Source organism: Pseudomonas californiensis (assembly GCF_021147775.1).
GTDB lineage: Bacteria > Pseudomonadota > Gammaproteobacteria > Pseudomonadales > Pseudomonadaceae > Aquipseudomonas > Aquipseudomonas californiensis.
The window spans coordinates 1-24,549 of sequence record NZ_JAGTPK010000038.1 but is presented as its reverse complement, the minus strand read 5'-3'; the positions used below and the strand labels follow the sequence as shown (position 1 = coordinate 24,549).

Below are 24,549 nucleotides of genomic sequence, written 5' to 3'. Positions count from 1 at the left end.
AATGCAGCATGCCGGTGAATCGAATATGACACGCTCATGGCGATGTCATGACAGCGCAAACGCTTATTGAGGATCTACCGCACCCTGCCGGTCGTTATGACCCAGATCACGCGCCGGGTCGATCTGATCACGCACGCGCTGCTTGAGAACCTTGGCCTCGGGAAAGCCGCCATCGATCTTGCGCTCCCAGAGCTGCACGCCGTCACAGCTGATACGAAACACGCTCCCCGTGCCCGGTTCAAGCGCGACTCTGCCAAGATCGTCGCTGAAGGTGCTGAGCAGCTCCTGCGCCAGCCAGGCAGCACGCAACAGCCATTGGCATTGTGTGCAATAGGTGATGACGATTTCGGGTTTATTGGCAGACATGAGCGCCTCCTTCGCAAAGACAGGCGCCCATGATACGCATCATCGACGGGCGTTGGCGACGCGGCGCAACTCACTGAGCGTCGAGTCCTGCCCTGTTTTCTCTGATGCAGTTTCCTGCTGCGCGGCGGTCTGCGCAGGCTCAGGCGCCTTGACGCCCAGCAGTCCCAGCAAGCGGCTGCGAATTGCCTGGAAACCGGCTTGTCCGCTGTCACGCTGACGCGGCAGTTCGATGCGGATTTCATCAGCGATCCGCCCATTGGCGAGCACGATCACCCGATCCGCCAACAGAATCGCTTCGTCGACATCGTGGGTGACCAGCAACACGGCAGGCGTGTGCTTGCGCCACAGATCGATGATCAACTGATGCATGCGAATCCGGGTCAGGGCGTCGAGTGCGGCAAAGGGTTCGTCCAGCAACAGCAGCTTGGGCTCGCGCACCAGGCCACGGGCCAGCGCCACGCGTTGCGCTTCGCCGCCCGACAGCGTGGCCGGGAACGCATTGACGCGATGCGCCAGGCCCACTTCCGTCAGGGCCGCTTCGGCACGGGCCTTGGCATTGTTGATGTGCAGGCCGAGGATCACGTTCTTCCAGGCGTTTTTCCAGGGCATCAGCCGAGGCTCCTGAAACACCGCCGCCCGCGCCACCGGCACACGCAGCTCACCACTGTCGATGCTGTCCAGCCCGGCCAGCGTGCGCAGCAGAGTGGTCTTGCCGGAGCCGCTGGCACCGAGCAAGGCGACGAACTCGCCCGGTGCGATGTCCAGGTCCAGCCCGTCGATGACCCGCTGCTGGCCGAACTGGCGCACCACGTTGCGTAGTTGTACCGGCGCCGCAGCGGCTTTTTCTGCCGGGGATTGAACACTTGAATGCGTGTTGAGCACGTCGAGAGCTGCCATGTTCAGTTCCTCACGAATGTAGGTCGCCAGGCCAGCGCATAGCGCTCCAGCGTGCGGATGATGCCGTCGATCACAAGGCCAAGAACGCTGTAGATCAGCAGGCAGATGACAATCACGTCGGTGCGCATGAAGTCCCGGGCATCGCTGGCCAGATAACCGATACCCGCCGTGGTGTTGATCTGCTCGACGAACACCAGCGCCAGCCATGAAATCCCGAGCGAGTAGCGCAGCCCGACGAAGAACGACGGCAGAGAGCCCGGCAGAATCACGTGCCAGATCAGTTCTCGCCGGCTCAGGCCCAGCGTATTGGCGGCTTCGATAAGTTTGGGATCGATGTTGCGGATGCCGGAGAACAGATTGAGGTACACCGGAAAGGTAGTGCCCATCACGATCAATGCCACCTTGGTGAACTCGCCAATGCCGAACCAGAGAATGAACAGTGGCACCAGCGCCAGCGAGGGGATGGTACGCAGCATCTGCATCGGCGAATCGAGGGCAATTTCGCCGCGTTTGGACAATCCGGTGACCAGCGCCGCGATCACCCCGATGCTGACACCAATACTCAGGCCCAGTAGTGCACGCTGCAAGGAAACCCACAGATGACGCGCCAGCTCACCCGAGGCAATCATTGACCAGAGCGTACCGCCGATCTGCGACGGCGCTGCGATCACACGACTGGGCAGCAGACCGGTTTGCGAGGCCAGCTCCCAGAGCAGCAGCAAGGCCAGGGGACTGAGCAGGCGCAAGACGAAGCCAGGCACCTCCCAGCGTCGCACCTGATGCGATGCCTGTGCGTTTTCGGGCTTGCTGACCACCAGAAAACCGCTATCAGCGGGGTTGAGGGTTGTTTCAGACATGTAGGGATCCTTCCTGAACGGACCGGGTAAAAATCAACCGATACAGTGAGTGGACCCATGCTAGGTGCATAAGAACGCCGCGTGAAATTCTTTTTAGGCCTAAGCTAATAGTTATATTTATTGATTACCTACAAACAACATCATGCGTATTTTTTATAATTAACTTAGACCCAAATCGAATTTCACAGCGCCTGCCCCATGCCCTTATGGTGCTCTTCGACAAGGTCGAACGGACCTCAACCATTGGCAGGAGTCTCCATGAGCATCGAATTCATCGGCTATATTGCCACTCAACCCGGATCTGAAATTCACCCGCGCAGCGGCGCGGCCATCCAGCCCGATTACGTGGAGAAAGTCGCTCGGGCTCATGAAGAGGCAGGCTTTGATCGAGCACTGATCGCCTATCACTCCAACAGCCCGGACAGCACGCTGGTAGCGTCACACGCTGCAAGCATCACCCGCACACTGAAATTTTTGATCGCGCACCGCCCAGGCTTTATTTCGCCGACTGTCGCGGCGCGTCAATTCGCAACGCTGGACGTCTTCAATGGTGGACGCACCGCCGTGCACATCATCACCGGCGGTGACGACAAGGAGCTAAGGGCCGACGGCAGTTACATCGGCAAGGACGAACGCTACGCGCGCAGCGACGAATACCTGAGCGTGGTGCGCCAGGAATGGACCCGCGACACGCCCTTTGATCACAACGGCACCTATTACCAGTTCGAAGGCGCGCACTCACAGGTCAAATCACCGCAACTGCCGCACATCCCGTTGTACTTCGGCGGTTCGTCGCCCGCAGCCATCGCCGTGGCCGGCAAACACGCCGACGTGTATGCGTTGTGGGGTGAAACCTATGAGCAGGTGCGCGATGTGGTGAAACAGGTGCGCGCGGAAGCTGCGAAGCATGGCCGCACCATTCGGTTCAGCCTGTCGTTGCGACCGATTCTGGCGGACACCGAAGAACAGGCCTGGGCCCGTGCTGACAGCATTCTGGAAAAGGCCAGGGTGCTGGCCGAGAGCAACGGTTTTGTCCGTCGCGAGCCGCCGAACGAGGGCTCCCGTCGTTTGCTCGCGGCGGCTGCGCAGGGTTCGCGTCTGGACAAGCGGCTGTGGACCGGCATCGCTGGCCTGCTCGGTGCACAGGGCAACTCCACGTCGCTGGTCGGAACGCCAGAACAGGTCGCCGAAGCGTTGCTCGATTACTACGATCTGGGGATCACCACCTTTCTGATTCGTGGTTTCGACCCGCTGGAAGACGCCATCGACTACGGCAAAAAATTGATCCCGCTGACCCGCGAGCTGGTCGCGCAACGCGAGCGTCAGGCCCGTGAACAGGTCGCCTGACTGAGCACTGGTGCGTCGAAGCGGGCGAGTCTGACATGACTGCCCGCTGGTTGAACTCAGGCGGCGACCGCGACCGGTTTGAGCGAGCGGGCCACCAGTGCGCCGAACGCTTCGACCGGCGCTTGCAGATTGCCCAGGAAGCGCGGGTAGAACAGCCAGAGGTCCATCACCGGCTTGAAATCCTTGAGCGGCAAGACGGCCAGTTGCTCCCGATGGATGCTGCGTTCCAGCAACGGGCGCGGCACCAGGCCCAGCCCCATGCCGTCTGCCACCAACCCGAGCTGCAATTCAGTGCCGAAGGTTTCCAGGTTGACCTTCATGCTCAGGCCCTGATCGGTCAGGGTGCGTTGCAGGCCGGCACGAAAACCGCAACCGTCCGGGTTGAGCACCCAGCCGTGCTCGTAACAGTCCGCCAGCTTGCCAACCTTTTTTGGCAGCGAGCCTTTGGCGCAGACCACCACCAGTTCCATCTTGCCCAGCGACTGGCCGACGATATTGTCAGGGAAGATCTTGCCTGCCGGGAACAGCGCGGCTGCAGCGTCCAGTTCGCCGTTCTCGATCTTGCCGATCAGGTGACTGCCCCAGCCGGTGATCACTTGTGCGCGCAGGTCGGGAAACTCGCCGCGCAGTTGCTTGAGAGCGTCGAGCAACACCACATCACCAATGGTCTGCGGCACGCCCAGACGCAACAGCCCGCTCGGCGGCGTATCGCGCGCCACCAACTCTCGCAGCGCGTCCATCTCGCGCATGATCGACAGGCACTTCTGGTAAACCTGCAGGCCCATCGACGTCGGCTTGAGCGGCTTGGTGTTGCGGTCGAACAACTCGACACCCAACGCCTGCTCGAAATTCTGTACCCGTCGGGTAATGGCCGGCTGTGTCAGGTCCAGGGACTCAGCGGCATGGCTGATCGACTGGCAGCGGATCACTGCAACGAACGCATCGATATCATCAATTTTCATTCGAACCGCACATAAAAATAGAGAGAGAACATAGGCAAAAAGCATAGTGCGAATGGCCATCCGTGGATAGCCCGCCAATCCATTCAAGGGGCAAGGCAGCCCGTTTCAAAAGACGTTTTCGTTATAACCTAATCATTAAAAAATAGCATATTAAATCCTCGCATTATGCTTACATCTAACCATTCTCATCTCTCTGCTCTGGAATGGACATGACCCGGAATCGACACCCTGAACGACTCGGGGCTTTTATCGACGCGCTGGCCGAATTGATCGCCAGCAAGCCGAACGAAGGTGATCTGCTCAATCGCGGCGGCAAGCTCCTGGCTCAACTGGTCAGGCACGACGACTGGCTGCCGGAAGAATTCGCGATCCCCGACTCGACCCGTTATCAGCAATTTCTGTTGCACGCCGACCCGCAGCAACGGTTCTCGGTGGTCAGCTTTGTCTGGGGGCCGGGGCAGCGCACACCGATTCATGACCACCGTGTATGGGGCCTGATCGGCATGCTGCGCGGTGCCGAAGATGCGCAGGGTTTCGTGCGCGGTGAGGACGGTCGGCTGGTCAGACAGGGGCCGTCGATCCGTCTCGCACCAGGTGACGTGGAGACCTTGTCGCCGCACAGCAACGACGTTCACCAGGTGAGCAATGCCTTCAGCGACCAGGTGTCGATCAGTATTCATGTCTACGGCGCCGACATTGGCACCGTGAAACGTGCCGTCTATGACCTCGACGGCACGGAAAAACTGTTTGTTTCCGGCTATTCCAACGCCGTGATTCCAACGACTCAGGCCGCACTGACGGAGCACTCACCCCAATGACTTCACATGCAACCCGATCATTCGCAGATATTCGTCAGGCACTGCTGGACCGCCAGGAACTGGCCCTCGTGGACGTTCGCGAGGAAGCCCTCTTTGCCCAATCCCACCCGCTGTTCGCGGTCAACATTCCGCTGTCCAGGCTGGAGCTTGAGGTGTTCTCCCGCCTGCCACGCCGTGACACCGCGGTCACACTTTATGACAACGGTGAAGGCCTGGCCGAAAGAGCCCGCCAGCGCCTGGAGCATCTGGGCTACAGCGATGTAAAACTGCTGGAAGGCGGCCTGCAGGGCTGGAGCGATGCTGGTGGCGAACTGTTCATCGACGTCAACGTGCCCAGCAAGGCCTTTGGCGAACTGGTCGAACATCATCGTGCAACCCCGTCGCTGGCCGCCGAAGAGGTGAAAGCCCTGCTCGACAACAATGCCGACGTGGTGATCCTCGATGCCCGCCGTTACGACGAATACCAGACCATGAGCATCCCCGGCGGCATCAGTGTGCCGGGCGCTGAACTGGTGTTGCGCGCCCGCGAACTGGCGCCAGACCCGAACACCCGCATCATCGTCAACTGTGCAGGGCGCACGCGCAGCATCATAGGCACCCAATCGCTGGTCAACGCCGGGCTGCCGAATCAGATCAACGCCCTGCGCAACGGCACCATCGGCTGGCTGTTGGCCGGGCAGACGCTGGACCATGGCCAGAACCGACGCTTCGCCGCGGTCAGTGAAGACACCCGGGAAGCGGCCAGTACCGACGCCCGCAAAGTCGCCGACCAGGCGGGAGTGAAGCGCGCCGGCCATGCCGATCTGCAACGCTGGCAAGCCGATACGGCACGCACTACTTATCTGTTCGACGTGCGCACCCCCGAAGAATTTGCCGACGGTCACCTGCCAGGCTCGCGCTCGACACCCGGCGGGCAACTGGTTCAGGAAACCGATCACTTCGCCAGTGTGCGCGGCGCGCGGATCGCGCTGGTGGACGACGACGGCGTACGCGCCAACATGTCGGCGTCCTGGCTGGCACAACTGGGCTGGGACGTATCAGTCATCGATGGTCTGCCCGCTGCTGCGTTCAGCGAACAGGGCGATTGGGACGCGCCGTTCCCTGCACCGTCACAGGTGGAAGAAATCACTGTAGAGACGCTGGTGCAATGGCAGACGCAAGGTGACGTGGCCGTTCTGGACTTCACTGCCAGCGCCAACTACGTGAAGCAGCACATACCCGGTGCCTGGTGGGCCCTGCGCGCCGACCTCAAACAGGCCCTGGCCAAGGTGCCTGCTGCCGACCGTTATGTAGTGACCTGCGGCAGCAGCCGGTTGGCGCGCTTTGCCGTGGCCGACATCGAGGCATTGACCGAGCGGCCGGTGTTTGTGCTCGCCGGTGGCACTGCCAACTGGATCAAGGCCGGACTGGCGCTGGAGCATGGCGAAAGCCGCCTTGCTTCACCTCGAATCGACCGTTATCGCCGTCCTTATGAGGGTGTCGACGCGCCACGCGATGCCATGCAGGCGTATCTGGACTGGGAGTACGGGCTGGTGGTTCAGCTGGAGCGTGACGGTACCCATGGGTTTCAGGTGATCTGACGGTTTGCTGCACCACCTGCGCTCACATACGTCTGTCAAATCTGGAGAAACAGTCCGATGCCGCTTTTTTTCACCTCTCCCCGGCCCCTCAAAGGTCTGCTGTTCGGCACGTTGCTGAGCCTGTTGGCGGGCCAACAGGCGCTGGCAGCCGAGCAGGCGCCGTTGCTGGTCGCCAATCAGAAATCACTGCTCAAGGTGCTGTTGCAGGTTTCCGGCGAGCTCAAGAATGCGCCCTACGAGATCCAGTTTTCCGAGTTCCCGTCAGCTGCTCCGCTGGGCGAGGCGCTGAACGCTGGTGCCGTGGACATAGGCGCCTTGGGCGATGCGCCGTACGTGTTCGCACTCGGTGCTGGCGCACCGCTGAAAGTGGTCAGCATCACTCACGCGCAAGGGCGTTTCACCACCGCTGTGCTGGTCGCGAAAGACTCGCCGATCAAGACCGTGGCCGACCTCAAGGGCAAGCGCATCGTCACCGGACGAGGCTCCATCGGTCACTATCTGGCAATTCGTGCGCTGCATGAAGCCGGGCTCAAGACCAGTGATGTGACGTTCATCAACCTGCTGCCGAGCGAGTCACGCCTTCTGCTGGACAGCGGCGACGCGGATGCCTGGGCAACCTGGGACCCGTACACCACGATTTCCATTACCCAAAGCAATGCGCGTGTGCTGGTCAGCGGCAGCGAGCTGCTGAGCAATCACCTGTATCTGGCGGCAACGCGCAAGGCGATCGACGGCAAGCGTGCACAACTGGACGACTTCGTCGCGCGGGTCGAACGCGCTTTCAACTGGACCAACGCTCACCCCGAGGAATATGCGGCGGCGCAGGCGAAGGTCACCGGATTGCCGCTGGAGGTGCATCTGGCAGTCGCCAAGGCTACCAAAATGCAGCGCACGCCGATTGACGATGCAATCATCCAGGGCTTGCAAGCCACCGCAGACACCTACCTGGCCGAAGGCATCATCAACAAGCCCATAGATGTGTCCACTGGCTTCGATGAAAGCTTCAACGCGTCACGGGCGCAGGTGGCCCAGGCTGCCGTAAAGTGATCCGCCCATTCAGTCACACTCGGCCCTGCTGCACATTGCGAAAAGGACCCCGCATGACACGCTCATCATTTCACCAACAGCATGACCTGCAGGAATCGGCACATGAGTTCGCCATACGCTTGCGAGGGCTGACCGCCACACTGGCCGAAACCGCCGAACATTACGACGCCAGCGCAGACTTTCCGCATGCCAATTTCCGCCTGCTGCACAGTCACGGCCTGCTGGGCCTCACGGTGCCGACCGAGCTGGGTGGCGGCGGCGCCGAGCTGGCGCAGGCACAACAAGTGATCAGCGCGGTGGCACGCGGCGAGCCGTCGACCGCACTGATTCTGGTGATGCAGTACTTGCAGCACGTACGCCTGCAAGACAACACAAACTGGCCTCGCGACCTGCGCGTGCGGGTTGCCGAAGAGGCGGTCCGCGACGGTGCGTTGATCAACGCTCTGCGTGTCGAGCCGGACCTGGGTACGCCGGCGCGTGGCGGGTTACCCGGCACCCTCGCGCGCCGCACCACCGCAGGCTGGCGCATCAGCGGCACCAAGATCTATTCCACCGGCAGTCACGGCCTGACCTGGTTCGCCGTGTGGGCGCGCAGTGATGATGACGACCCGCTGGTTGGTACGTGGCTGGTGCACAAGGACACGCCGGGTATTCGCATCATCGAGGACTGGGACCACTTGGGCATGCGCGCCACCAACAGCCACGAAATCCGCTTCGACGACGTGCTGGTGCCGCTCGACCAGGCGGTCAGTGTCAGCCCGTGGAGCGCACCGCAGTCCGATCTGGATGCCAGCGGCCTGCTCTGGATGTCAGTCCTGTTGTCATCGGTGTACGACGGCATCGCTCAGTCCGCCCGTGACTGGCTGGTGCACTGGCTGCAACAGCGCAAGCCGTCCAATCTCGGCGCCGCGCTTTCGACCCTGCCGCGCTTCCAGGAAGTCGTCGGGCAGATCGATACATTGCTGTTTGCCAACCGCACATTGCTGCAGTCAGCCACGCACGGCCTGACGCCTGCCGCACACGCTGCGCAGATCAAATACCTGGTGACCAACAACGCGATACGTGCCGTGGAGCTGGCGATTGAAGCGTCGGGTAATCCGGGGCTGTCCCGCAGTAATCCCTTGCAGCGCCATTACCGCAACGTGGTGTGCGGGAGGGTTCATACCCCGCAAAACGATGCAGTTCTGATCGGCGTGGGCAAAGCGGCCTTCGCTGGCCGCACGCCTGCAATTTGAGCCATCAGATCATCGGTGGCGGCTCGAAAGCTGTCACCGCTGGCAACGCCTGATCCCACTTCACGATGTCCACCGACGCTGTCTGCGCCGAGCAGCCCTGTGACAGGCTGGAAGCGCCGACGTCCTGCGTGATGACGTTGGGGTTGCCGTGCTTTTCCAGGCTGCCGCGTTCGCCGTGGACCAGCGGATCGAACCAGGCGCCCGTCGCGATCTGCACCACACCAGGCCGAATGGCGTCGGACACAATCACCCCCGCCAGAAACGCCCCGCGCTCGTTGAACACCTTGACCACGTCGCCATCGACGATACCCCGTGCCGCTGCGTCAATCGGGTTGAGGGTCAACGGCTCGCGCTGCTGAATCTTCGACGCCCGACTGTAACTGCCATGGTCATACTGGCTGTGCAGGCGGGTTTTCGGCTGATTGGAGAGCAGGTGCAAGGGATGCGTTGGCGCGGATTTGTCGAGCCAAACCGGGTGACCCGGGCAGTCGGCATAGCCAAAACCGGCGATGCGCTCGGAGAAGATTTCAATGCGGCCTGATGGTGTCGGCAGCGGATGTTTGTCCGGATTGTCACGAAAAGACTGGAGCAACACCACGTCCGTGTCGGGGTAATCGATTTCCAGTAGCCCATCGCGCCAGAACTGCTCGTAGTCCGGCAGCGTGATGCCAAATGTCTCGGCCCGTCCGCGAGATTCATCGTAGATAAAACGCAGCCAGGCGTCGGCGTCGCGACCTTCGGTGAACGCCTGAGCCACACCCAGACGCTCGGCCAGCTCGGTCAGAATCGAATAATCGTCGCGCGCCTCGCCCACCGGCTCAATGGCCCGCTGCATGGCGACCATGAAGCGATCAGACGCCGAGCTGCCGATATCGTTGCGCTCCAGCGCCGTGGTTGCGGGCAACACGATGTCGGCATATTTGGCCTGAGCGGTCCAGAACTGTTCGTGAACGACGATGGTTTCCGGGCGCTGCCAAGCCTCCAGCAATCGATTGAGGTCCTGGTGGTGGTGGAAGATATTGCCCCCAGCCCAGTACACCAGCCTGATATCCGGATAGGTGTGCTGTTGGCCGTTGTAGTCGAACGGCGTACCGGGATGCAGCAGCATGTCGGTGACCCGCGCCACCGGAATGAACGCCTTGATCGGGTTGCTGCCTTGGGAGAACCGCGGCCCCGAGAACGCCTTGCGTCCGCTGCCAGTGTTGTTCATGCAGCCGTAACCCAGACCGAAGCCACCGCCGGGCAAGCCGATCTGGCCCAGCAAGGCGGCCAGCGTCACGGTCATCCAGAACGGCTGTTCGCCATGAATCGAGCGCTGTAATGAATAGGCGACGTTGATCAGGGTACGCTTGCTCGCCATACGGCGCGCCAACTCGACGATCTGCGACGCGGGAATATCAGTCAACGCTTCGGCCCATGCCGGGTCCTTGGGTTGACCATCGACATGGCCCAGCAGGTAATCGCGAAAGCGCTCATAGCCAACGGTGTAGCGCTGCACGAACGCGTCATCATGCAAGCCTTCGGTGATCAACACGTAGGCCAGCGCCAGCATCAGCCCGGTGTCGCTGCCTGGACGCACCGCGAGCCATTCGTTATGCACCGGACCTGTCAGGTCATCACGCAACGGGCTGACATTGACGAACTGCACACCGGTCTCGGACATTTGCGTCAGTGCATCGGCGAGCAGATGATCGCTGGCTCCGCCGGGGCTGGTCTGGGCGTTCTTGGCAGGCAGGCCGCCGAACGCGACGAACAGTTCGCAATGCTCAGCGAGGTTTTTCCAGGAAGTGTGTGCCGCCAGTAGCCAGTCCATGTTGCCGACAATATGCGGCATCAACACCCGCCCCGCGCCCAGGCTGTAGCTGTCGGTGCTGGACACGTAACCGCCGATGCAGTTGAGGAAGCGGTGCAACTGGCTTTGTGCATGGTGAAAGCGCCCTGCACTGCCCCAGCCGTAACTGCCGCCGAAGATCGCCTGATTACCGTGCGCCTGTCTGACCCGGTTCAGCTCGCTGGCCACCAGGTCGAGCGCTACCTCCCAGGACACTTCGACAAACGGTTCTTGCCCTCGCCACTCGGGATGCGCGCAGGTTTTCTCAAGAAAGCTGCGGCGTACGGCGGGTCGCATGATGCGCGTGGGCGAGGTAATGGCGGCGGCAACCGATTCGCCTATTGGCGAAGGATCCTTGTCCCATGGTGCAGGCTGCAAAGCCTCCAGCTTGCCGTCCACCACATGCGGTTGGTACGTGCCCCAGTGCAGCGAAGTGAAACTCATGGTGAGGGTTCCTGATCAAGCTGTTTTCTTCGGTGAGTCCACGATGCCTGACAGGGCTTCTACGCGAGCAAGACAACGTCTCGCGCTCAAAGCCGCTCGCTCAACGAGAAACCTGAGTCTGGCCTTGCAGTGCGGCATTGAAAGATTCGTCGAACACACTGGCAGCAGGATAGCGTTTGGTCAGCCCTGCGTTGTTGAAAAAATCGATGGTCTGTTGAGCGCCCGCTACAACATCCGGCGTGATGGGCACCACGACCACGTGCGCGCGGGAGAACCAGCGGCTGGCGACCTCGGCGTCGGCCTTGGTCAGCGCGGCCCAGGCATTGGCGTAAATCTCGTTATGTTGCGGATCGCTGACCGACCAGGCTCGGGCGGCCTGCAAGCGCTGCAGAAAATCACTGATTTGCGCGCGCTTGTTCTGGATCGCCTTGTCATTGGCGACGATAAAACTTTGCGCCGGAATAAGCCCTTGCGCCGTGGTGATGATGCGTGCGCCCTGGCGCTCCTGTTGCGTGACATAAGGCTCCCAGGTCGCAATCGCATCCACAGACCCACCATCCAGCGCGTGTGAGGAGTCGAGTGCGCTCAGGTAGCGATAGTCCACGGCATCGCGTGGCACTCCGGCCTTGTCGAGGGCGGTGAGCATCAGTTGCTGACTGAACGAGCCTTTCCAGATCGCGACTTTCTTGCCCGCCAGGTCTGCAACGGTTCTGATCGAGGAGTCTTTGCGCACGACAATCGCCACGCCCTCAAGGCTCTGCCGCGACACGCCAATCACCTTGATCGGTGCACCCAACGCGCCCATGAACAATGCTGGCGAGTCCCCCAGCAAACCGACATCAAGGCTGCCCACGTTCAAGGCTTCGGCAACAGGAGAACCCGCCGTGAACTGCTTCCACTCCAGCTCATAGGGCAGATCCTTGAGCACGCCCGCGGCTTCCATCACGGTGCGGGCGCTGTAGCTCTGATCACCGACAATCAGCTCGGCAGCCTGAGCCGACCAGGGCATCGCCAGTGCAAGCGCGAGCCCGGTCAACAGAACTGTTTTCCAGCGGACAAGGGATGTAGGCACGGGCGTTTCTCCAGCAAAGTCATGATCGAAAATTCCTTCGGCATGACCCTAACACCCGGATTTAAATTACCTAAATTCATTTTTGTTCTAGCCTAATATGCAAATTAGTCAGCTAAAACCTTGAACAACCAGCATCAGCCCCGCCGATCATCCAGCTCACCACTTGCGTCCAGCCGCTCACGCAGGAATTCGATAAACGCCTGCACCGGCCGCGAAGCCTGGCGGTGTTGCGGGTAGACGGCCGAAAGTGTCAGCGGCTCGGGGCGCACATCGTCCAGCACCCGGACCAGACTCCCATCGCGCAACGCCGCGCCAACGATAAACGTTGGTAAATAAGTCACTCCCAGCCCTGCCACCGCCGCATCACGCAGCAACTCGCCGTTGTTGACCCGCATCCGGCCGCTGACGTTGAGGCTCGAGGGTTTGCCCGAACCTTGAAAACGCCACTGCACCTGACGGCTGTGGCCATACGGCAGGCAGTCATGCCCGTGCAGGTCTTCCGGTTTGTCGGGCGTGCCGCGCTCGGCGAGATACGCCGGGCTGGCGCAGTAGACGCGGTCGATGGTGGCGATGCGGCGCGCGATCAGGCTGGAGTCTTCAAGCACGCCGATGCGCAGCACCAGGTCGTAGCCTTCACTGAGCAGATCCACCGGGCGGTCGCTCAGGTCCACTTCCACCGCCACATCCCGATAGCGCTGCAGAAACAGCGGCAGCAGACAGCCCAGGTGCGCGACGGCAAATGACAGCGGCGCACTCAGGCGCAAGGTGCCGCGCGGCTCGCTGTTCTGGCCCGTGATGCCCTGCTCTACCTGCTCGACCTCGGCCAACAGACGCAAGGCTGACTCGTAATAGCTCTGGCCCAACGGGGTGACGTCCAGGCGGCGTGTAGAACGGTTGAGCAGGCGCACGCCCAGCCGCTCCTCCAGTTGCATCAAACGACGGCTGACGAACTGTTTGGACAGGCCCAGCTTGTCGGAGGCCGATGTGAAGCTGCCCGATTCCATCACCTGGCAAAAAATACGCATGTCTTCAAAAGGGTTCATTGTCACGACCTGGTTGACAGTTAAACGCGTTATAGCCGCTTTTTCATATTTCAGCACCCTATTAATCTGTGTCCATGGTGCAGCAACGGCCTCATCGCCAGACCGCACAAAACTAATAACCCATTATTTTTAAAAGGATTTACCCATGAACACCCTTCAAAAAGCATTGACCGGCAGCCTGCTCGCACTTTCCATCGGCAACGCATTTGCTGCTGGCAGCCCCGGCGTCGAGCACAACACTCAAGCGTTCCTGGAAGCGCTGGCCGCAGGTGGCGGTAAACCGCTGGAACAACTGAGCCCCAAGGATGCACGCGCCGTGCTGACCGGCGCACAGGCCTCGGTCAAGGTTGACCTGTCAGGTGTTGAGGTCAGCGAGCGCACGATTGAGGTCAATGGTCAGCCAGTCATGCTCAAAATCGTCCGCCCGGCCAAGGTCAAAGGTGAATTGCCGGTGTTCATGTTCTTCCACGGTGGTGGCTGGGTGCTGGGCGACTTTGCGACTCACCAGCGCCTGATCCGTGACCTGGTGGTGGGCTCGGGAGCGGTGGCTGTATACGTCGATTACACCCCGTCGCCAGAAGCGCAATACCCGACCGCCATCAATCAGGCGTATGCCGCAACGCGCTGGGTCGCCGAGCACGGCAAGCAGATCGGCGTGGATGGCAAACGCCTGGCGGTGGCCGGCAACAGCGTTGGTGGCAACATGGCAGCCGTCGTTGCGCTGATGGCCAAGGAACAGAAAACCCCGGCCCTGCGCTTCCAGTTGCTGCTGTGGCCGGTGACTGATGCGTCTTTCGAGGACGGCTCGTACCAGCAGTTCGCCGAGGGCCATTTCCTGACCAAAAATATGATGCAGTGGTTCTGGGACAACTACACCACCGACGCCACCCAGCGGGCGCAGATCCATGCTTCGCCGCTGCGTGCTACCCCTGAACAACTGCGCGACCTGCCTGCCGCACTGGTGCAGACCGCCGAGTTCGACGTGCTGCGTGACGAAGGCGAAGGTTATGCCCGCAAGCTGGACGCGGCCGGGGTGCCGGTCACGGCGGTGCGCTACAACGGGATGATCCATGACTTCGGGCTGCTCAACCCGCTGAATCAGATTCCGGAAGTCCGCGCAGCAATGCGTCAGGCAGCGGGCGAGCTGAAGGCCCATCTGAACTAAGGTGGTATCACCCGCACACGAACCTGCCTGATGGCAGGTTCTTTCATATGCCGTCCGGAGTTTTTCCATGTCCCTGTTAGCAAATCACCCGCTGGTATGGAGCGCCCTGTTGTTGCTGGTCGATGTGCTGGTCTGGCACTTGGCGCCAGTGCAGTTGCGGGTGGTAAGGGTCGCGATTCGTCTGGCGCTGTTTCTCGCATTCAGCACGCTCATTATCAACGCTGGCATCAGTCCGCTGCTCGCACCGTCCTGGCCGGACGACAGCGTCATGCAACTGGCGGCTACCGCATTGGCGATTCTGTGGTGGGTATACGCCGCCCGCGTACTGACGGTGCTTATTGGCCTGGCCCTGATGCATCGCATCGGCCACAGCGGTCGGCTGCTCCAGGACGTGATCGGTGCGCTGGTGTTTCTGATCAGCGTGGTCGCTGCCGCCGGTTACGTGCTGGACCTGCCTGTAAAAGGTCTGCTGGCCACATCTGGCGCCGTCGCAATCATCGTCGGCCTGGCCTTGCAGAGCACCTTGAGCGATGTATTTTCTGGAATTGTCCTCAACACCACCAAGCCCTATCAGGTCGACGACTGGGTCTCGATCGACGGCGTCGAAGGCAAGGTGATAGACATCGATTGGCGGGCCACGCACCTTTTGACATCCGCAGGCAGCACGGCGGTGGTGCCCAACTCGGTGGCGGCCAAAGCCAAGATCGTCAACCTCAGCCGCCCGACCCATATGCATGGCGTGTCGATCAGTATCCAAGTGCCCACGCATATTCGTCCGCGCCGGGTGCTCGATGCCCTGGAGCGCACACTTCAAGGCAGCAGCAGTCTGTTGCTGAGCCCGGCTCCGAAGGCGGTGCTGCATGCCTCGGGTGAAAGCATGTCCGAATATGTGGCCAGCGGCTTCATCGCTGACCTGAGCAAAAAAGCCGAAGTCCGCAATCAACTGTTTGATCTGGCCCACCGTCATCTGGAAGCAGCAGGCGTGGTCCGGCAACCCGACACGGCCAGTGAGCCGACATCCCGGGCACGAGCCCTGCTCGATGAAGTGAAGGTGTTCAGCTCGCTGAGTTCACAGGAGCGTGACGAACTGGCGCAGAACATGACGGCTCAGCAGTACGCTGCCGGGCAAGTGGTGATGGACCTGAACGAGGTGCCTGATTGCATGTTCGTGATTGCGACCGGGGTTATCAGCGTGACCGTGCCTGACGGTGACCAACGTATCGAAGCCGGACGCATGGGGCCGAGCGAAGTCATGGGCGAACAGGGCATCCTCGACGATACGCCGTCAGAAGCCTGTTTCACCGCACTGACCTCCAGCATCGTTTATCGCATTGACCGCAACGTGGCCAGCCATTGCATGGCGCAGTCCAGCCAGGTCAATACGGCCCTGCACAAGCTCCAGGCGATCCGCCAGAAAAACGCTCACTCGACGCTGCTCGCGCGTCCGGCCCTGCCCAGGAAAGGTGGCTTTCTCAGTTGGCTGAAAACCCGCTAGGCACGGCGACGGCCACGCTGGATGGCCCGGAACAGAGCGCCGCAGCAAGCCCTTGGCCATCATCGCTGGGGCACGAAATTAACAACGATTAACTCGTCAATTGCGCGCCCTGATTCAAGAATGGCAGCCTCTGCGCAAACTTTTGCCCATGGAAAGATCCCATTCACCACGGACATTTGCCATGACTCACTTTTCACGGTACCCCTGCACTTCCTGCGCCAGCGCGCAGAAAGTCGATAAACCCAGCGACAACAGCGGCGGCCTGTCGCCCTGCCGTGAGCGTATGGCCAAGCAACTGATCCTCGATAATCTGAGCGAGAACATTGAGGTGGCAGAACTTGCCAAGGCATGCGCGCTGTCACGGAGCTACTTTTCGCGAGCGTTCAAACGCAGCACCGGGCTGTCGCCCCAGGAATGGATCCGTGCCCAACGCCTGGTCCGCGCCAAATGCCTGATTCAGCACACCGCCATGAGCCTGACGCAAATCAGTCAGGAGTGCGGGTTCTGTGATCAATCGCATTTTTCGCATATCTTCTCGCGTGCCGAGGGCGTCAATCCCTTCACATGGCGAGGACACGCCCGAAACGCCGGCCATGGCGAGGCGCTGGCTGCGTTGTGAAGCGATGAACGTGTTGGCGCCCGGTTGCCCGAAACAGGCTAGTCTGCAGACTGCCGTCCAGGCACACCTCATCACCGCCGCCGCGACAGGAGCTCCAACGTTGACCGTTTTCACCGAGCAGGCCATGCGTTTTGGCCCCTACCGCATCTTCCCGCAACAGCGCGTTGTGCTTGAGGCTGATCGTCCACTGCGTCTGGGCAGGCTGGCCATGGACATCCTGCTCATCCTGCTGGAACAGGCAGGCGAAGTCGTCAGCAAACAACAGCTGATGACCCGCGTCTGGCCGACCAGCGTGGTCGAAGACGGCAGCCTGCGGGTACACATGGCAGCATTGCGCAAGGCACTCGGTGATGGCCAGTCCGGGCAACGTTACATCGTCACCGTCGCGCAGCGTGGTTACAGCTTTGTCGCACCCTTTACGCTGGAAAACAGCGACAACTCGCCGGATGCCCCGATGACCAGTTCGGCCCGCCACAATCTACCCATGCGCCGCGCACGCATGCTGGGCCGCGAAGCGCTGGCCGACCGCGTCATCATCCAGTTGGAGCAACACCGTTTCATTTCACTGGTCGGCCCTGGTGGCATCGGCAAGACCACCGTGGCGCTGAGAGTTGCCGAACAACTGATCGATCGGTATCGCGACGGCATTCGTCTGCTGGACCTCGCACCCCTGACCGATCCAGCGGTGATTGTCCCGCACTTGACCTCAATGCTGGACCTCCCGCTGCATGATGAAAAATACCTGACTGCATTTTTGCGCGACCGCCAGATGCTGCTGGTATTCGATAACTGTGAGCACCTGCTGGACGCTATCGCCATGCTCAGCGAAAGCCTGCTGCGCAGCGCCCCACGCCTGCATATCCTGACCACCAGCCGCGAAAGCCTGCGCGCTGAAGGTGAGTACATACAACGTGTCGATTCACTGGACTGCCCGCCTGCTGACGAAACGGACCGCATCGCGGCCTTGCACTACGCCGCGCTGCAATTGTTCGTCGAACGCGCCATGACCAGCCAGGAACATTTTGAGCTGACTGATGAAAACCTGCCTCAGGTCGTCGAGCTGTGTCAGCGCCTGGACGGCATACCGCTGGCCATCGAACTGGCGGCTGCGCAGGTGGGGCACCTACCGCTGGACGCGGTGCTGGAGCATGTCCAGCACAGCCACAGCCAGCGGGCAACTGATGCCGGCGCAGCTAGCGACCGTCATCAGACCTTGCACGCCACGCTGGACTGGAGCGTGAACCTGTTGAGCCCTTGCGAGCAGACCTGCCTGCGAAGGCTGGGCATTTTCAAGGGCCGGTTCACACTGGAATCAGCGAGCGCGGTTATCACCGATAGACAGGTGCCAGAAGCGCAGGTCTTCAGTGCGCTTATCCAACTGGTGGCCAAATCTCTGCTGAACGTCGAAACGGGAGACGAGGACGCCTGCTATCACCTGCTTGATACCACACGCCGTTACGCCCTGAACAAGCTGAGCCATCACCATGAACTGCTGGAAACACAAGAGCGCCACGCCAGGCGCTGCCTGGCGATCATGGAACAGGCGCGACAGGACTGGGAGCGCACGCCGACCGAGGTCTGGATCGACCGTTACAGCCGAAACCTCGAGGACATTCGCGCGACACTGGCCTGGGGGCTGAACGCTCTTCACCCTCACACACTTGCGATTCGTCTGGTCGCTCAATCGGCACCGCTCTGGCAGGAGCTTTCGCTGCTCACCGAACATGGCAACTATGTGCGCAGCGCCCTGGCCTTGCTGGACGCCAATCCCCTGCCCTGCCTTGACCTGAAAATGAACCTGAAGCTGGCACAGGGCAGCTTTTCCTACCACACTCAGGGCCCCACGCCGCACACCGTGGAGGCCTTCACCACAGCGCAATTGCTGGCCGAACAATCCGGTGAGCTGGGTGGCCAGTTGCAAGCCATTTCAGGACAGATGGCCGTCAACCTGTGTGGCGGCAATTACCAGCTCGCGCTCGAACAGAGCCAGCACTTCAATCGATTGGGGCTCAACGCCAGCGAAACACTATGCCTGAGTGCCCATCGGCTGCGTGTTCTGGCGCTGCATTACACCGGCGATCAAGGTCAGGCCCGGCGCGATGCCGATCAGGTCATCCAGCGCATGGCGCACAGCGGGCACCTCAATCGGTTTACCCACGGGTTCGGGATTCAATACGACCTGAGCGTCGCGTCGCTGACGGTTCTGGCCCGCATCCTGTGGCTGCAGGGCCTGCCCGAACAGGCATTGCAGACCGCCCGTCAGGCACTGGACGTTGCCCGACAGATCAACCATGGCGCATCGATCTGCTACAGTCTCGCCGTTGCCGCCTGCCCCATCGCTCTCTACAGCGGTGACACGCGACTGGCGGGCGAATACGTGACACTGCTGCACGAGCAGACGCTGAAGCATTCGGTGCTGCTGTTTAACGCATGGGCGCAGCGCTATGGCCAACTGCTGACAGAGCCGCCAACTGCTGTGAGCTGCGAGGACGGCACAGGGTTGATCAACGACATCATGATCACTTTGCGCCCATCTGCGGTGGATGACGCCATGCTCGAACGCGCCCAGAACGGTGCAGCAGGCTGGTGCACCGCAGAGATTCTGCGCAGTCGGGCCGAAACCCTGATGGCCGAGCAGGACGATCAGCAGGCTGAGGCGCTGTTGCTCAAGGCCATCGCTGTGGCGCAAAACCAGCAGGCGCTGGCGTGGGAACTGCGCAGCGCGACAACCCTGGCGCGCTTGTGGCAAAGCCAGGGCCGAGCCTCTCAGGCCAAAGACTTGCTGGCGCCTGTACACGCACGCTTTGTTGAAGGCGCCGGGCTTCCGGATCTGGTCGCGGCCAGGCGTTTACTCCACCAATTGGGCTGACTGGCCTGCAGCCACCCAACGCATCAGGTCGAGATGACGGGCGTGCCGCGCGCGAAACCTCTGAAGGTCGCCGTGCTGCTCAAGCTTTTGCAGCGCATACAGCCGAGTGGCATGGGCAAATCGATACCGCAGCCCACCGTCACTCTGGACCGTAAACAGCAGCGAATGCCGCGCCAGTTGTGCCACACAGTCCCGCACGGACCGCGCGCCCAGACCGTCGCAGCCGATCACATCCACCGCCGCCTCGCAGGTGAACGGCGACTCGAAAACCGCCAGGCACTGCAATACGGTCTGCGCATATTCAGGCAGGCAGTGGTAACTCCAGTCCAGCGACGCCTTGAGCGATTGATGACGAGCAACGGCCGTACGGCGCTTCCAGCTCAACAGCTGAAAGCAGTTTTTCAGTTGGGCCTGCAGACCGGACAACGTGAACGTATCAATCTGGGCAGCGGCCAGCTCAATGGCCAGGGGCAGACCGTCCAGCCTGCGGCAGATGTCGCGTACCATTTTTAGATCAGGGTCACGCAATGAAAACTCGTGCTGGCGCGCTTGAGCCCGACTGACGAACAGTTGCACGGCGGGATAACCCATTGCCTGACTGACGCTGCCCAGCGCGGACACGGGTGGAACGGCCAACGCCGACAAGCGATAAAATGACTCGCCCTTGGCCCCCAGAGGTTGGCGACTGGTTATTAGAATCGACAGATTCCCCCCACAGCCCAGCAATGCTTCGGCCCAGCGGCGACAGCTGTCGGCAAGGTGCTCGCAATTGTCAAAAATCAGCAGACAACGGCCTTTCCCGAGTTCATCGAACAGAGCAGTCAATGACTGCCGTCCATCCCGCTTGAGTGTCTGCGCAAGAAATTCGATCAGGGCCGCCTCACTGTTCACGACCGAGCAGTCAATCAGCCAGACACCATCACGGTAATACGCCAGTAACGATTCGCCCACACGACAGGCGACCGTGGACTTGCCAATACCGCCTGGTCCGGTGATGGTCATGAAGCGCCGCGCCGGAAGTTGCCTGCTCAGCTTGCACACCACCTCGTCACGCCCCACTACCGGCGTCAAGCGCGCAGGCAGGTTATTGGCGACGCTTTTGGGTTCGGCAATCTGCACGTCGCGGGCGCGCTCCACCTGCGCTGTAAACCGATAGCCTTCCTGTGGCACTGTTTCTATATAGTGCTGACCGTCGCATCCATCTCCCAACGCTCTGCGCAGCGCCGCGATGTGGACTCGCAGATTGATTTCCTCGACGAAGGTGTTGGGCCAGACCAGCGCGATGAGGACGTGCTTGCCCACTACCGCGCCCGCATGCTCGATCAGCACCTGCAGAATGTCCAGCGCCCGCCCTCCCATGCGCACCGGTTCGAGGCCGCGCATCACAAGGCGCTGGCGCGCATGAAAGCTGTACGGTCCAAACTGCAGCACCGAATCAGGCTCGGCGATTGCGCATGTAGTGGCGGCTGTTGGCAGGCCAATAAGTGGCTCGCAGTCCATTGCATCACCCCGGTGAATAGTCTCCTTTCATCTTGGCAGGCAATGAGCGTGGTACAAGTTTTCAGGGGGGAGCAACACAGTCATTGAGGTGCCGGATACGGACACCGCTGCGTTTTAGTGCAACTAAGCGAATTGTTCACGGTATTGGGCCGGCGTCAGGCCAAGTTTTTCGCAGAACAGAAAGCGCATGTGTCGCACACTGCCAAATCCACTGCGGTACGCCACGGTCTTGAGCGGCAGGTCGCTGACTTCGAGCAGGTTTCTGGCGCGATCCACCCGAGCATTCTGGAGAAACTCCATCGGCGTCATCTGTATATCCCGGGTAAACAGCCGCGCAAAATGCCGAGCGCTCATGTTGGCAAGACCGGCCATGCGCTCGACGCTGAACGACTCGTCCAGGTGTTCCAGCACGTAATTCTGCACACGGGTAATCGCGGTTTCCTGAGCCGCGACCGAATTCGTCAATGGGCTGAATTGCGCCTGCCCACCCTGACGCTTCATCAGCACCAGCAGCACTTTGGCCACGTCCTGGGCGACTTTCTTGCCGTGATCCTGCGCGACCACGGCAAGCGCCAGGTCGATACCGGCGGTGACACCGCCCGACGTCAGTAGCTTGCGGTCCTGAATGTAGATCTGATCGGTCTCCACCACCGCTTTCGGGAAGCGTTTGATCAGACGATCCGTGTAATGCCAGTGCGTGGTCACACGATGCCCGTCGAGCAAACCTGCTTCGCCGAGGATGAACGCCCCGGTGCAGATCGAACCAATGCACGCCAGACGTGGCCTGCTGTCCAGCAACCACTGCATCAAGGCGCCGTGTTTCTCGTCATAAGCGCCTGGCCCACCCGGCACCAGCAACAGGTCATGGCTGCCCATCGCCTGCGCAAGATGAATGTCCGCCATGACCTGCACGCCATTGGAAGCCCGTATGGCGCCATGTTCAGTGCCGATGGTGGACAACTGGTAGTGCTCAGCGGGCGTCAGGTAGCGGTTGGCAATGGAGAAAACCTCCATGGGCCCAGCCATATCGAGCAGAAGAAAGTCTGGAAACAGCACCATTGCCACGGTTTTCATGAATTACGCGCCACTCAAAAAATGGAAGGTCTGTGGGTCATTATGACGAAGATGTCACCGGATGGGGCCTTGCTACATTGCTCACGAAACAACTGTCAACCTGAGCAGGACAGTCATTCATCTTTCAGCTACTTATTGCGTCGTGCGTTAACCAGTAACCTTCATCCCATCGAGTCGATCCCTGAATGTGCAGCGTCGACAACCAGATGGAGAAATATCATGCTGACTCTTCGTAAAGCTTCTGATCGTGGCGCAGCCAACCATGGCTGGTTGAAATCTTTCCACACCTTCTCGTTCGCCAGTTATCGCAATCCGCAGGAACAGGGTTTCTCGGATCTGCTGGTCATCAATGATGACCGTGTGATCGCCGGGAAAGGCTTTGGTCAGCACCCACACCGCGACATGGAGATCTTTTCCTATGTGCTGGAAGGTGCGCTGGAACACAAGGACACACTGGGCACCGGCTCGGTAATTCGTCCAGGCGACGTACAGTTGATGAGCGCTGGCAGCGGCGTTGCACACAGCGAGTTCAATCATTCGCAAACCGAAGGCGTACATTTCCTGCAGATATGGATCGTGCCGAGTGTCAGCGGCGCGACCCCGAACTACCAGCAGGAACACTTCAGCCCTGAGCAGAAACGCGGTCGCCTGCAACTGATCATTTCGCCTGAAGGTGAGAACGGTGCGCTCAAGGTTCGCCAGGATGCCCGGGTTTACGCCGGTCTGTTCGACGGTGCAGAAACCGCCACCCTCGAACTGGCAGCCGACCGCTACGCTTATGTACACGTTGCTCGTGGCAGCGTAGTGCTCAACGGTCAACAACTGGAAGAAGGCGACGGCGTGCGCATTCGCGAAGAACAACTCATCCACCTGAGCAAAGGGGCTGATGCCGAAGTGCTGGTGTTTGACCTGCGCCCCAACGACTTGCCGCAAATGCCATAAGGCTACCGTACAGTTAACGCTGACTCCGCCCCCGACGCCGCTTTTTCAAGCGGCGTTTTTTTGCCTGTTGTTCAACAGATTCCGTAACAGGAAACACTTGAATTTCATGGAATCCTCGCGCTGATGCCCAACCTAACGTCAAACAGGTTTATGCAACCTGCAAGAGAAACGGGAGAAGGACTTAACGATGCTGACCGACAACAGAGCCTCAATAACGCCATGGCTGCACTGTGCGTTTCTGGGTGTGTTTCTGTGGCTGGGCTGGGACCCTGCAGACCGCAAGACCTGGCTGATCGAAAACAGCCTGATTGCGGTTGGGGTCCTTGCGGTCTGGTTCACCCGCAGACGGTTTTACTGGACGCCCTGGTCCTGGGCGATGGTCGTGCTGTTCCTTTGCCTGCATCAGGTTGGCACTCACTACACCTATCCCGATGTCCCGTACGTTGCGGCAATCGAGCATGTAACCGGGCTGAACGTTGATCGTGTCTTCGACTTGCAACGAAACCATTACGACCGCTTCGTACATCTGGCTTATGGTTTGCTGATGGCCATCCCGCTGCGTGAGGTGATCACCCGCAAATGCCACCTTGAAGGTGCCTGGGCCTCACTGATCGCCTGGTCGTTCGTGCTGTCGACCTCCATGTTGTACGAACTGATGGAGTGGATCGGTGGGCAATACGTCGGTGGCGGAAACTCGTCGTTCGTCGGCGCACAAGGTGATTTCTGGGATGCCCAGCAAGACATGGCTGCAGCAGCAGGCGGAGCACTGTTGGTGCTTGTCTGCCGTGGTCATTCGTTGCGCGAACGAATCCGTGCCCTTTCGGCACGCAACTGAATCTGCGGTAACAAGCGCGACGCTGCCGTGACCGTGGAGCGTTCCGCCATGATTGTAGAGTCAGTCAACTTTGATTAATGCAATCGAGCGCAATCGCCCTGTAGCGTTTTGATGTGACGGGTTGAAGATCCAGCACGGGCCCATTATTAAAACGCGCATACAAAAACGCCGCTCTATTGAGCGGCGTTTTCGTGAATATGGAGCGGGAAACGAGACTCGAACTCGCGACCCCGACCTTGGCAAGGTCGTGCTCTACCAACTGAGCTATTCCCGCAATGGCGTCCCCTAGGGGACTCGAACCCCTGTTACCGCCGTGAAAGGGCGGTGTCCTAGGCCACTAGACGAAGGGGACACTGCCTGAAACACCATGGTGTGTGTTTCAGTTCCAGACTTCACCCGAAGATGTGTTCTGGTTTCACTCAACCCTGCTCAAAGAGCAACGCTGCTTAAAAATGGAGCGGGAAACGAGACTCGAACTCGCGACCCCGACCTTGGCAAGGTCGTGCTCTACCAACTGAGCTATTCCCGCAATGGCGTCCCCTAGGGGACTC

The 24,549-nt window shown here is 60.4% G+C and carries 20 protein-coding genes and 3 tRNA genes; 11 read left to right on the top strand and 12 right to left on the bottom strand.

The window, feature by feature from the left end:
• Nucleotides 1-63 precede the first annotated feature (63 nt).
• The 3 genes from KDX37_RS24725 to KDX37_RS24715 are packed head-to-tail and all read right to left on the bottom strand — an operon-like array spanning nt 64 to nt 2,120.
• Nucleotides 64-366: a SelT/SelW/SelH family protein gene (locus KDX37_RS24725; RefSeq protein WP_231655703.1), complete on the bottom strand. Its 303-nt coding sequence runs from the start codon at nt 364-366 to the stop codon at nt 64-66.
• 39 nt (nt 367-405) lie between these two features.
• Nucleotides 406-1,263, bottom strand: coding sequence for an ABC transporter ATP-binding protein (locus KDX37_RS24720; protein WP_231655701.1), 858 nt, complete (start codon nt 1,261-1,263; stop codon nt 406-408).
• 2 nt (nt 1,264-1,265) lie between these two features.
• On the bottom strand, nt 1,266-2,120 hold the full coding sequence (locus tag KDX37_RS24715) for an ABC transporter permease (protein WP_231655699.1): 855 nt from the start codon (nt 2,118-2,120) through the stop codon (nt 1,266-1,268).
• Nucleotides 2,121-2,378: 258 nt separating this feature from the next.
• Here KDX37_RS24715 and KDX37_RS24710 point away from each other — a divergent pair, with 258 nt between their 5' ends.
• Nucleotides 2,379-3,467 (top strand): LLM class flavin-dependent oxidoreductase, encoded by a 1,089-nt coding sequence (locus tag KDX37_RS24710; protein ID WP_231655698.1) that lies wholly within the window; start codon nt 2,379-2,381, stop codon nt 3,465-3,467.
• A gap of 56 nt (nt 3,468-3,523) precedes the next feature.
• Here the strand turns inward: KDX37_RS24710 and KDX37_RS24705 are convergent, their stop codons facing one another.
• Nucleotides 3,524-4,429 carry a LysR family transcriptional regulator gene (locus tag KDX37_RS24705; RefSeq protein ID WP_231655697.1) on the bottom strand — a complete coding sequence of 302 codons (906 nt, stop codon included), beginning with the start codon at nt 4,427-4,429 and terminating at the stop codon, nt 3,524-3,526.
• Nucleotides 4,430-4,638: 209 nt separating this feature from the next.
• On the opposite strand from KDX37_RS24705, the gene KDX37_RS24700 reads away from it, so the two are divergent.
• Genes KDX37_RS24700 through KDX37_RS24685 form a run of 4 tightly spaced genes read left to right on the top strand, consistent with a single transcriptional unit; the run spans nt 4,639 to nt 9,109 of the window.
• On the top strand, nt 4,639-5,247 hold the full coding sequence (locus KDX37_RS24700; protein WP_231655695.1) for a cysteine dioxygenase family protein: 609 nt from the start codon (nt 4,639-4,641) through the stop codon (nt 5,245-5,247).
• Nucleotides 5,244-6,827 carry a rhodanese homology domain-containing protein gene (locus tag KDX37_RS24695; RefSeq protein WP_231655693.1) on the top strand — a complete coding sequence of 528 codons (1,584 nt, stop codon included), beginning with the start codon at nt 5,244-5,246 and terminating at the stop codon, nt 6,825-6,827. Before KDX37_RS24700 ends, KDX37_RS24695 begins: the two co-directional genes overlap by 4 nt.
• A gap of 57 nt (nt 6,828-6,884) precedes the next feature.
• A complete protein-coding gene (locus tag KDX37_RS24690; RefSeq protein WP_231655691.1) occupies nt 6,885-7,874 on the top strand; it encodes an ABC transporter substrate-binding protein in 990 nt (329 codons plus the stop codon).
• Nucleotides 7,875-7,927: 53 nt separating this feature from the next.
• Nucleotides 7,928-9,109, top strand: coding sequence for an acyl-CoA dehydrogenase family protein (locus KDX37_RS24685; protein ID WP_231655690.1), 1,182 nt, complete (start codon nt 7,928-7,930; stop codon nt 9,107-9,109).
• 4 nt (nt 9,110-9,113) lie between these two features.
• Here the strand turns inward: KDX37_RS24685 and KDX37_RS24680 are convergent, their stop codons facing one another.
• The 3 genes from KDX37_RS24680 to KDX37_RS24670 all read right to left on the bottom strand — a co-directional run bounded on the left by KDX37_RS24680 (nt 9,114) and on the right by KDX37_RS24670 (nt 13,499).
• On the bottom strand, nt 9,114-11,384 hold the full coding sequence (locus tag KDX37_RS24680; protein WP_231655688.1) for a molybdopterin guanine dinucleotide-containing S/N-oxide reductase: 2,271 nt from the start codon (nt 11,382-11,384) through the stop codon (nt 9,114-9,116).
• Between the two features lie 100 nt (nt 11,385-11,484).
• Entirely contained in the window at nt 11,485-12,456 is a 972-nt protein-coding gene (locus tag KDX37_RS24675; RefSeq protein WP_231655686.1) for an ABC transporter substrate-binding protein, read from the bottom strand.
• 134 nt (nt 12,457-12,590) lie between these two features.
• Nucleotides 12,591-13,499: a LysR family transcriptional regulator gene (locus tag KDX37_RS24670; RefSeq protein ID WP_231655685.1), complete on the bottom strand. Its 909-nt coding sequence runs from the start codon at nt 13,497-13,499 to the stop codon at nt 12,591-12,593.
• A 145-nt stretch (nt 13,500-13,644) separates the two neighbouring features.
• On the opposite strand from KDX37_RS24670, the gene KDX37_RS24665 reads away from it, so the two are divergent.
• The 4 genes from KDX37_RS24665 (at nt 13,645) to KDX37_RS24650 (ending at nt 19,647) form a co-directional block, all read left to right on the top strand.
• Complete coding sequence (locus KDX37_RS24665; protein WP_231655683.1) at nt 13,645-14,664, top strand: alpha/beta hydrolase; 1,020 nt, start codon at nt 13,645-13,647, stop codon at nt 14,662-14,664.
• 67 nt (nt 14,665-14,731) lie between these two features.
• A complete protein-coding gene (locus KDX37_RS24660) occupies nt 14,732-16,159 on the top strand; it encodes a mechanosensitive ion channel family protein (protein WP_231655681.1) in 1,428 nt (475 codons plus the stop codon).
• Nucleotides 16,160-16,340: 181 nt separating this feature from the next.
• On the top strand, nt 16,341-16,778 hold the full coding sequence (locus KDX37_RS24655) for a helix-turn-helix domain-containing protein (protein WP_231655680.1): 438 nt from the start codon (nt 16,341-16,343) through the stop codon (nt 16,776-16,778).
• A gap of 100 nt (nt 16,779-16,878) precedes the next feature.
• On the top strand, nt 16,879-19,647 hold the full coding sequence (locus KDX37_RS24650; protein WP_231655678.1) for an ATP-binding protein: 2,769 nt from the start codon (nt 16,879-16,881) through the stop codon (nt 19,645-19,647).
• On the opposite strand, the gene KDX37_RS24645 is transcribed toward KDX37_RS24650, so the two are convergent.
• A complete protein-coding gene (locus tag KDX37_RS24645) occupies nt 19,627-21,147 on the bottom strand; it encodes an ATP-binding protein (protein ID WP_231655677.1) in 1,521 nt (506 codons plus the stop codon). The two genes, KDX37_RS24650 and KDX37_RS24645, sit on opposite strands and share 21 nt — an antisense overlap.
• A 123-nt stretch (nt 21,148-21,270) precedes the next feature.
• Nucleotides 21,271-22,221, bottom strand: a complete 951-nt coding sequence (locus tag KDX37_RS24640) for a GlxA family transcriptional regulator (protein ID WP_231655675.1) — start codon at nt 22,219-22,221, stop codon at nt 21,271-21,273.
• A 219-nt stretch (nt 22,222-22,440) separates the two neighbouring features.
• On the opposite strand from KDX37_RS24640, the gene KDX37_RS24635 reads away from it, so the two are divergent.
• Nucleotides 22,441-23,163, top strand: coding sequence for a pirin family protein (locus KDX37_RS24635; RefSeq protein ID WP_231655673.1), 723 nt, complete (start codon nt 22,441-22,443; stop codon nt 23,161-23,163).
• Nucleotides 23,164-23,350: 187 nt separating this feature from the next.
• On the top strand, nt 23,351-23,998 hold the full coding sequence (locus KDX37_RS24630) for a DUF2238 domain-containing protein (protein WP_231655671.1): 648 nt from the start codon (nt 23,351-23,353) through the stop codon (nt 23,996-23,998).
• 198 nt (nt 23,999-24,196) lie between these two features.
• On the opposite strand, the gene KDX37_RS24625 is transcribed toward KDX37_RS24630, so the two are convergent.
• The 3 genes from KDX37_RS24625 to KDX37_RS24615 form a co-directional block, all read right to left on the bottom strand.
• Nucleotides 24,197-24,272 (bottom strand) — tRNA-Gly (locus tag KDX37_RS24625).
• A gap of 2 nt (nt 24,273-24,274) precedes the next feature.
• Nucleotides 24,275-24,350, bottom strand: a tRNA-Glu gene (locus KDX37_RS24620).
• A 101-nt stretch (nt 24,351-24,451) separates the two neighbouring features.
• Nucleotides 24,452-24,527, bottom strand: a tRNA-Gly gene (locus KDX37_RS24615).
• Nucleotides 24,528-24,549 lie beyond the last annotated feature (22 nt).

Excerpts from the sequence above, each read along its gene's own strand:
- KDX37_RS24665 (WP_231655683.1), top strand. The coding sequence starts at position 13,645 with ATGAACACCCTTCAAAAAGCATTGACCGGCAGCCTGCTCGCACTTTCC.
- KDX37_RS24700 (WP_231655695.1), top strand. The coding sequence starts at position 4,639 with ATGACCCGGAATCGACACCCTGAACGACTCGGGGCTTTTATCGACGCG.
- KDX37_RS24670 (WP_231655685.1), bottom strand. The coding sequence starts at position 13,499 with ATGAACCCTTTTGAAGACATGCGTATTTTTTGCCAGGTGATGGAATCG.
- KDX37_RS24715 (WP_231655699.1), bottom strand. The coding sequence starts at position 2,120 with ATGTCTGAAACAACCCTCAACCCCGCTGATAGCGGTTTTCTGGTGGTC.
- KDX37_RS24685 (WP_231655690.1), top strand. The coding sequence starts at position 7,928 with ATGACACGCTCATCATTTCACCAACAGCATGACCTGCAGGAATCGGCA.
- KDX37_RS24645 (WP_231655677.1), bottom strand. The coding sequence starts at position 21,147 with ATGGACTGCGAGCCACTTATTGGCCTGCCAACAGCCGCCACTACATGC.
- KDX37_RS24640 (WP_231655675.1), bottom strand. The coding sequence starts at position 22,221 with ATGAAAACCGTGGCAATGGTGCTGTTTCCAGACTTTCTTCTGCTCGAT.
- KDX37_RS24725 (WP_231655703.1), bottom strand. The coding sequence starts at position 366 with ATGTCTGCCAATAAACCCGAAATCGTCATCACCTATTGCACACAATGC.
- KDX37_RS24655 (WP_231655680.1), top strand. The coding sequence starts at position 16,341 with ATGACTCACTTTTCACGGTACCCCTGCACTTCCTGCGCCAGCGCGCAG.
- KDX37_RS24630 (WP_231655671.1), top strand. The coding sequence starts at position 23,351 with ATGCTGACCGACAACAGAGCCTCAATAACGCCATGGCTGCACTGTGCG.
- KDX37_RS24660 (WP_231655681.1), top strand. The coding sequence starts at position 14,732 with ATGTCCCTGTTAGCAAATCACCCGCTGGTATGGAGCGCCCTGTTGTTG.
- KDX37_RS24705 (WP_231655697.1), bottom strand. The coding sequence starts at position 4,429 with ATGAAAATTGATGATATCGATGCGTTCGTTGCAGTGATCCGCTGCCAG.
- KDX37_RS24710 (WP_231655698.1), top strand. The coding sequence starts at position 2,379 with ATGAGCATCGAATTCATCGGCTATATTGCCACTCAACCCGGATCTGAA.
- KDX37_RS24635 (WP_231655673.1), top strand. The coding sequence starts at position 22,441 with ATGCTGACTCTTCGTAAAGCTTCTGATCGTGGCGCAGCCAACCATGGC.
- KDX37_RS24680 (WP_231655688.1), bottom strand. The coding sequence starts at position 11,384 with ATGAGTTTCACTTCGCTGCACTGGGGCACGTACCAACCGCATGTGGTG.
- KDX37_RS24695 (WP_231655693.1), top strand. The coding sequence starts at position 5,244 with ATGACTTCACATGCAACCCGATCATTCGCAGATATTCGTCAGGCACTG.
- KDX37_RS24720 (WP_231655701.1), bottom strand. The coding sequence starts at position 1,263 with ATGGCAGCTCTCGACGTGCTCAACACGCATTCAAGTGTTCAATCCCCG.
- KDX37_RS24690 (WP_231655691.1), top strand. The coding sequence starts at position 6,885 with ATGCCGCTTTTTTTCACCTCTCCCCGGCCCCTCAAAGGTCTGCTGTTC.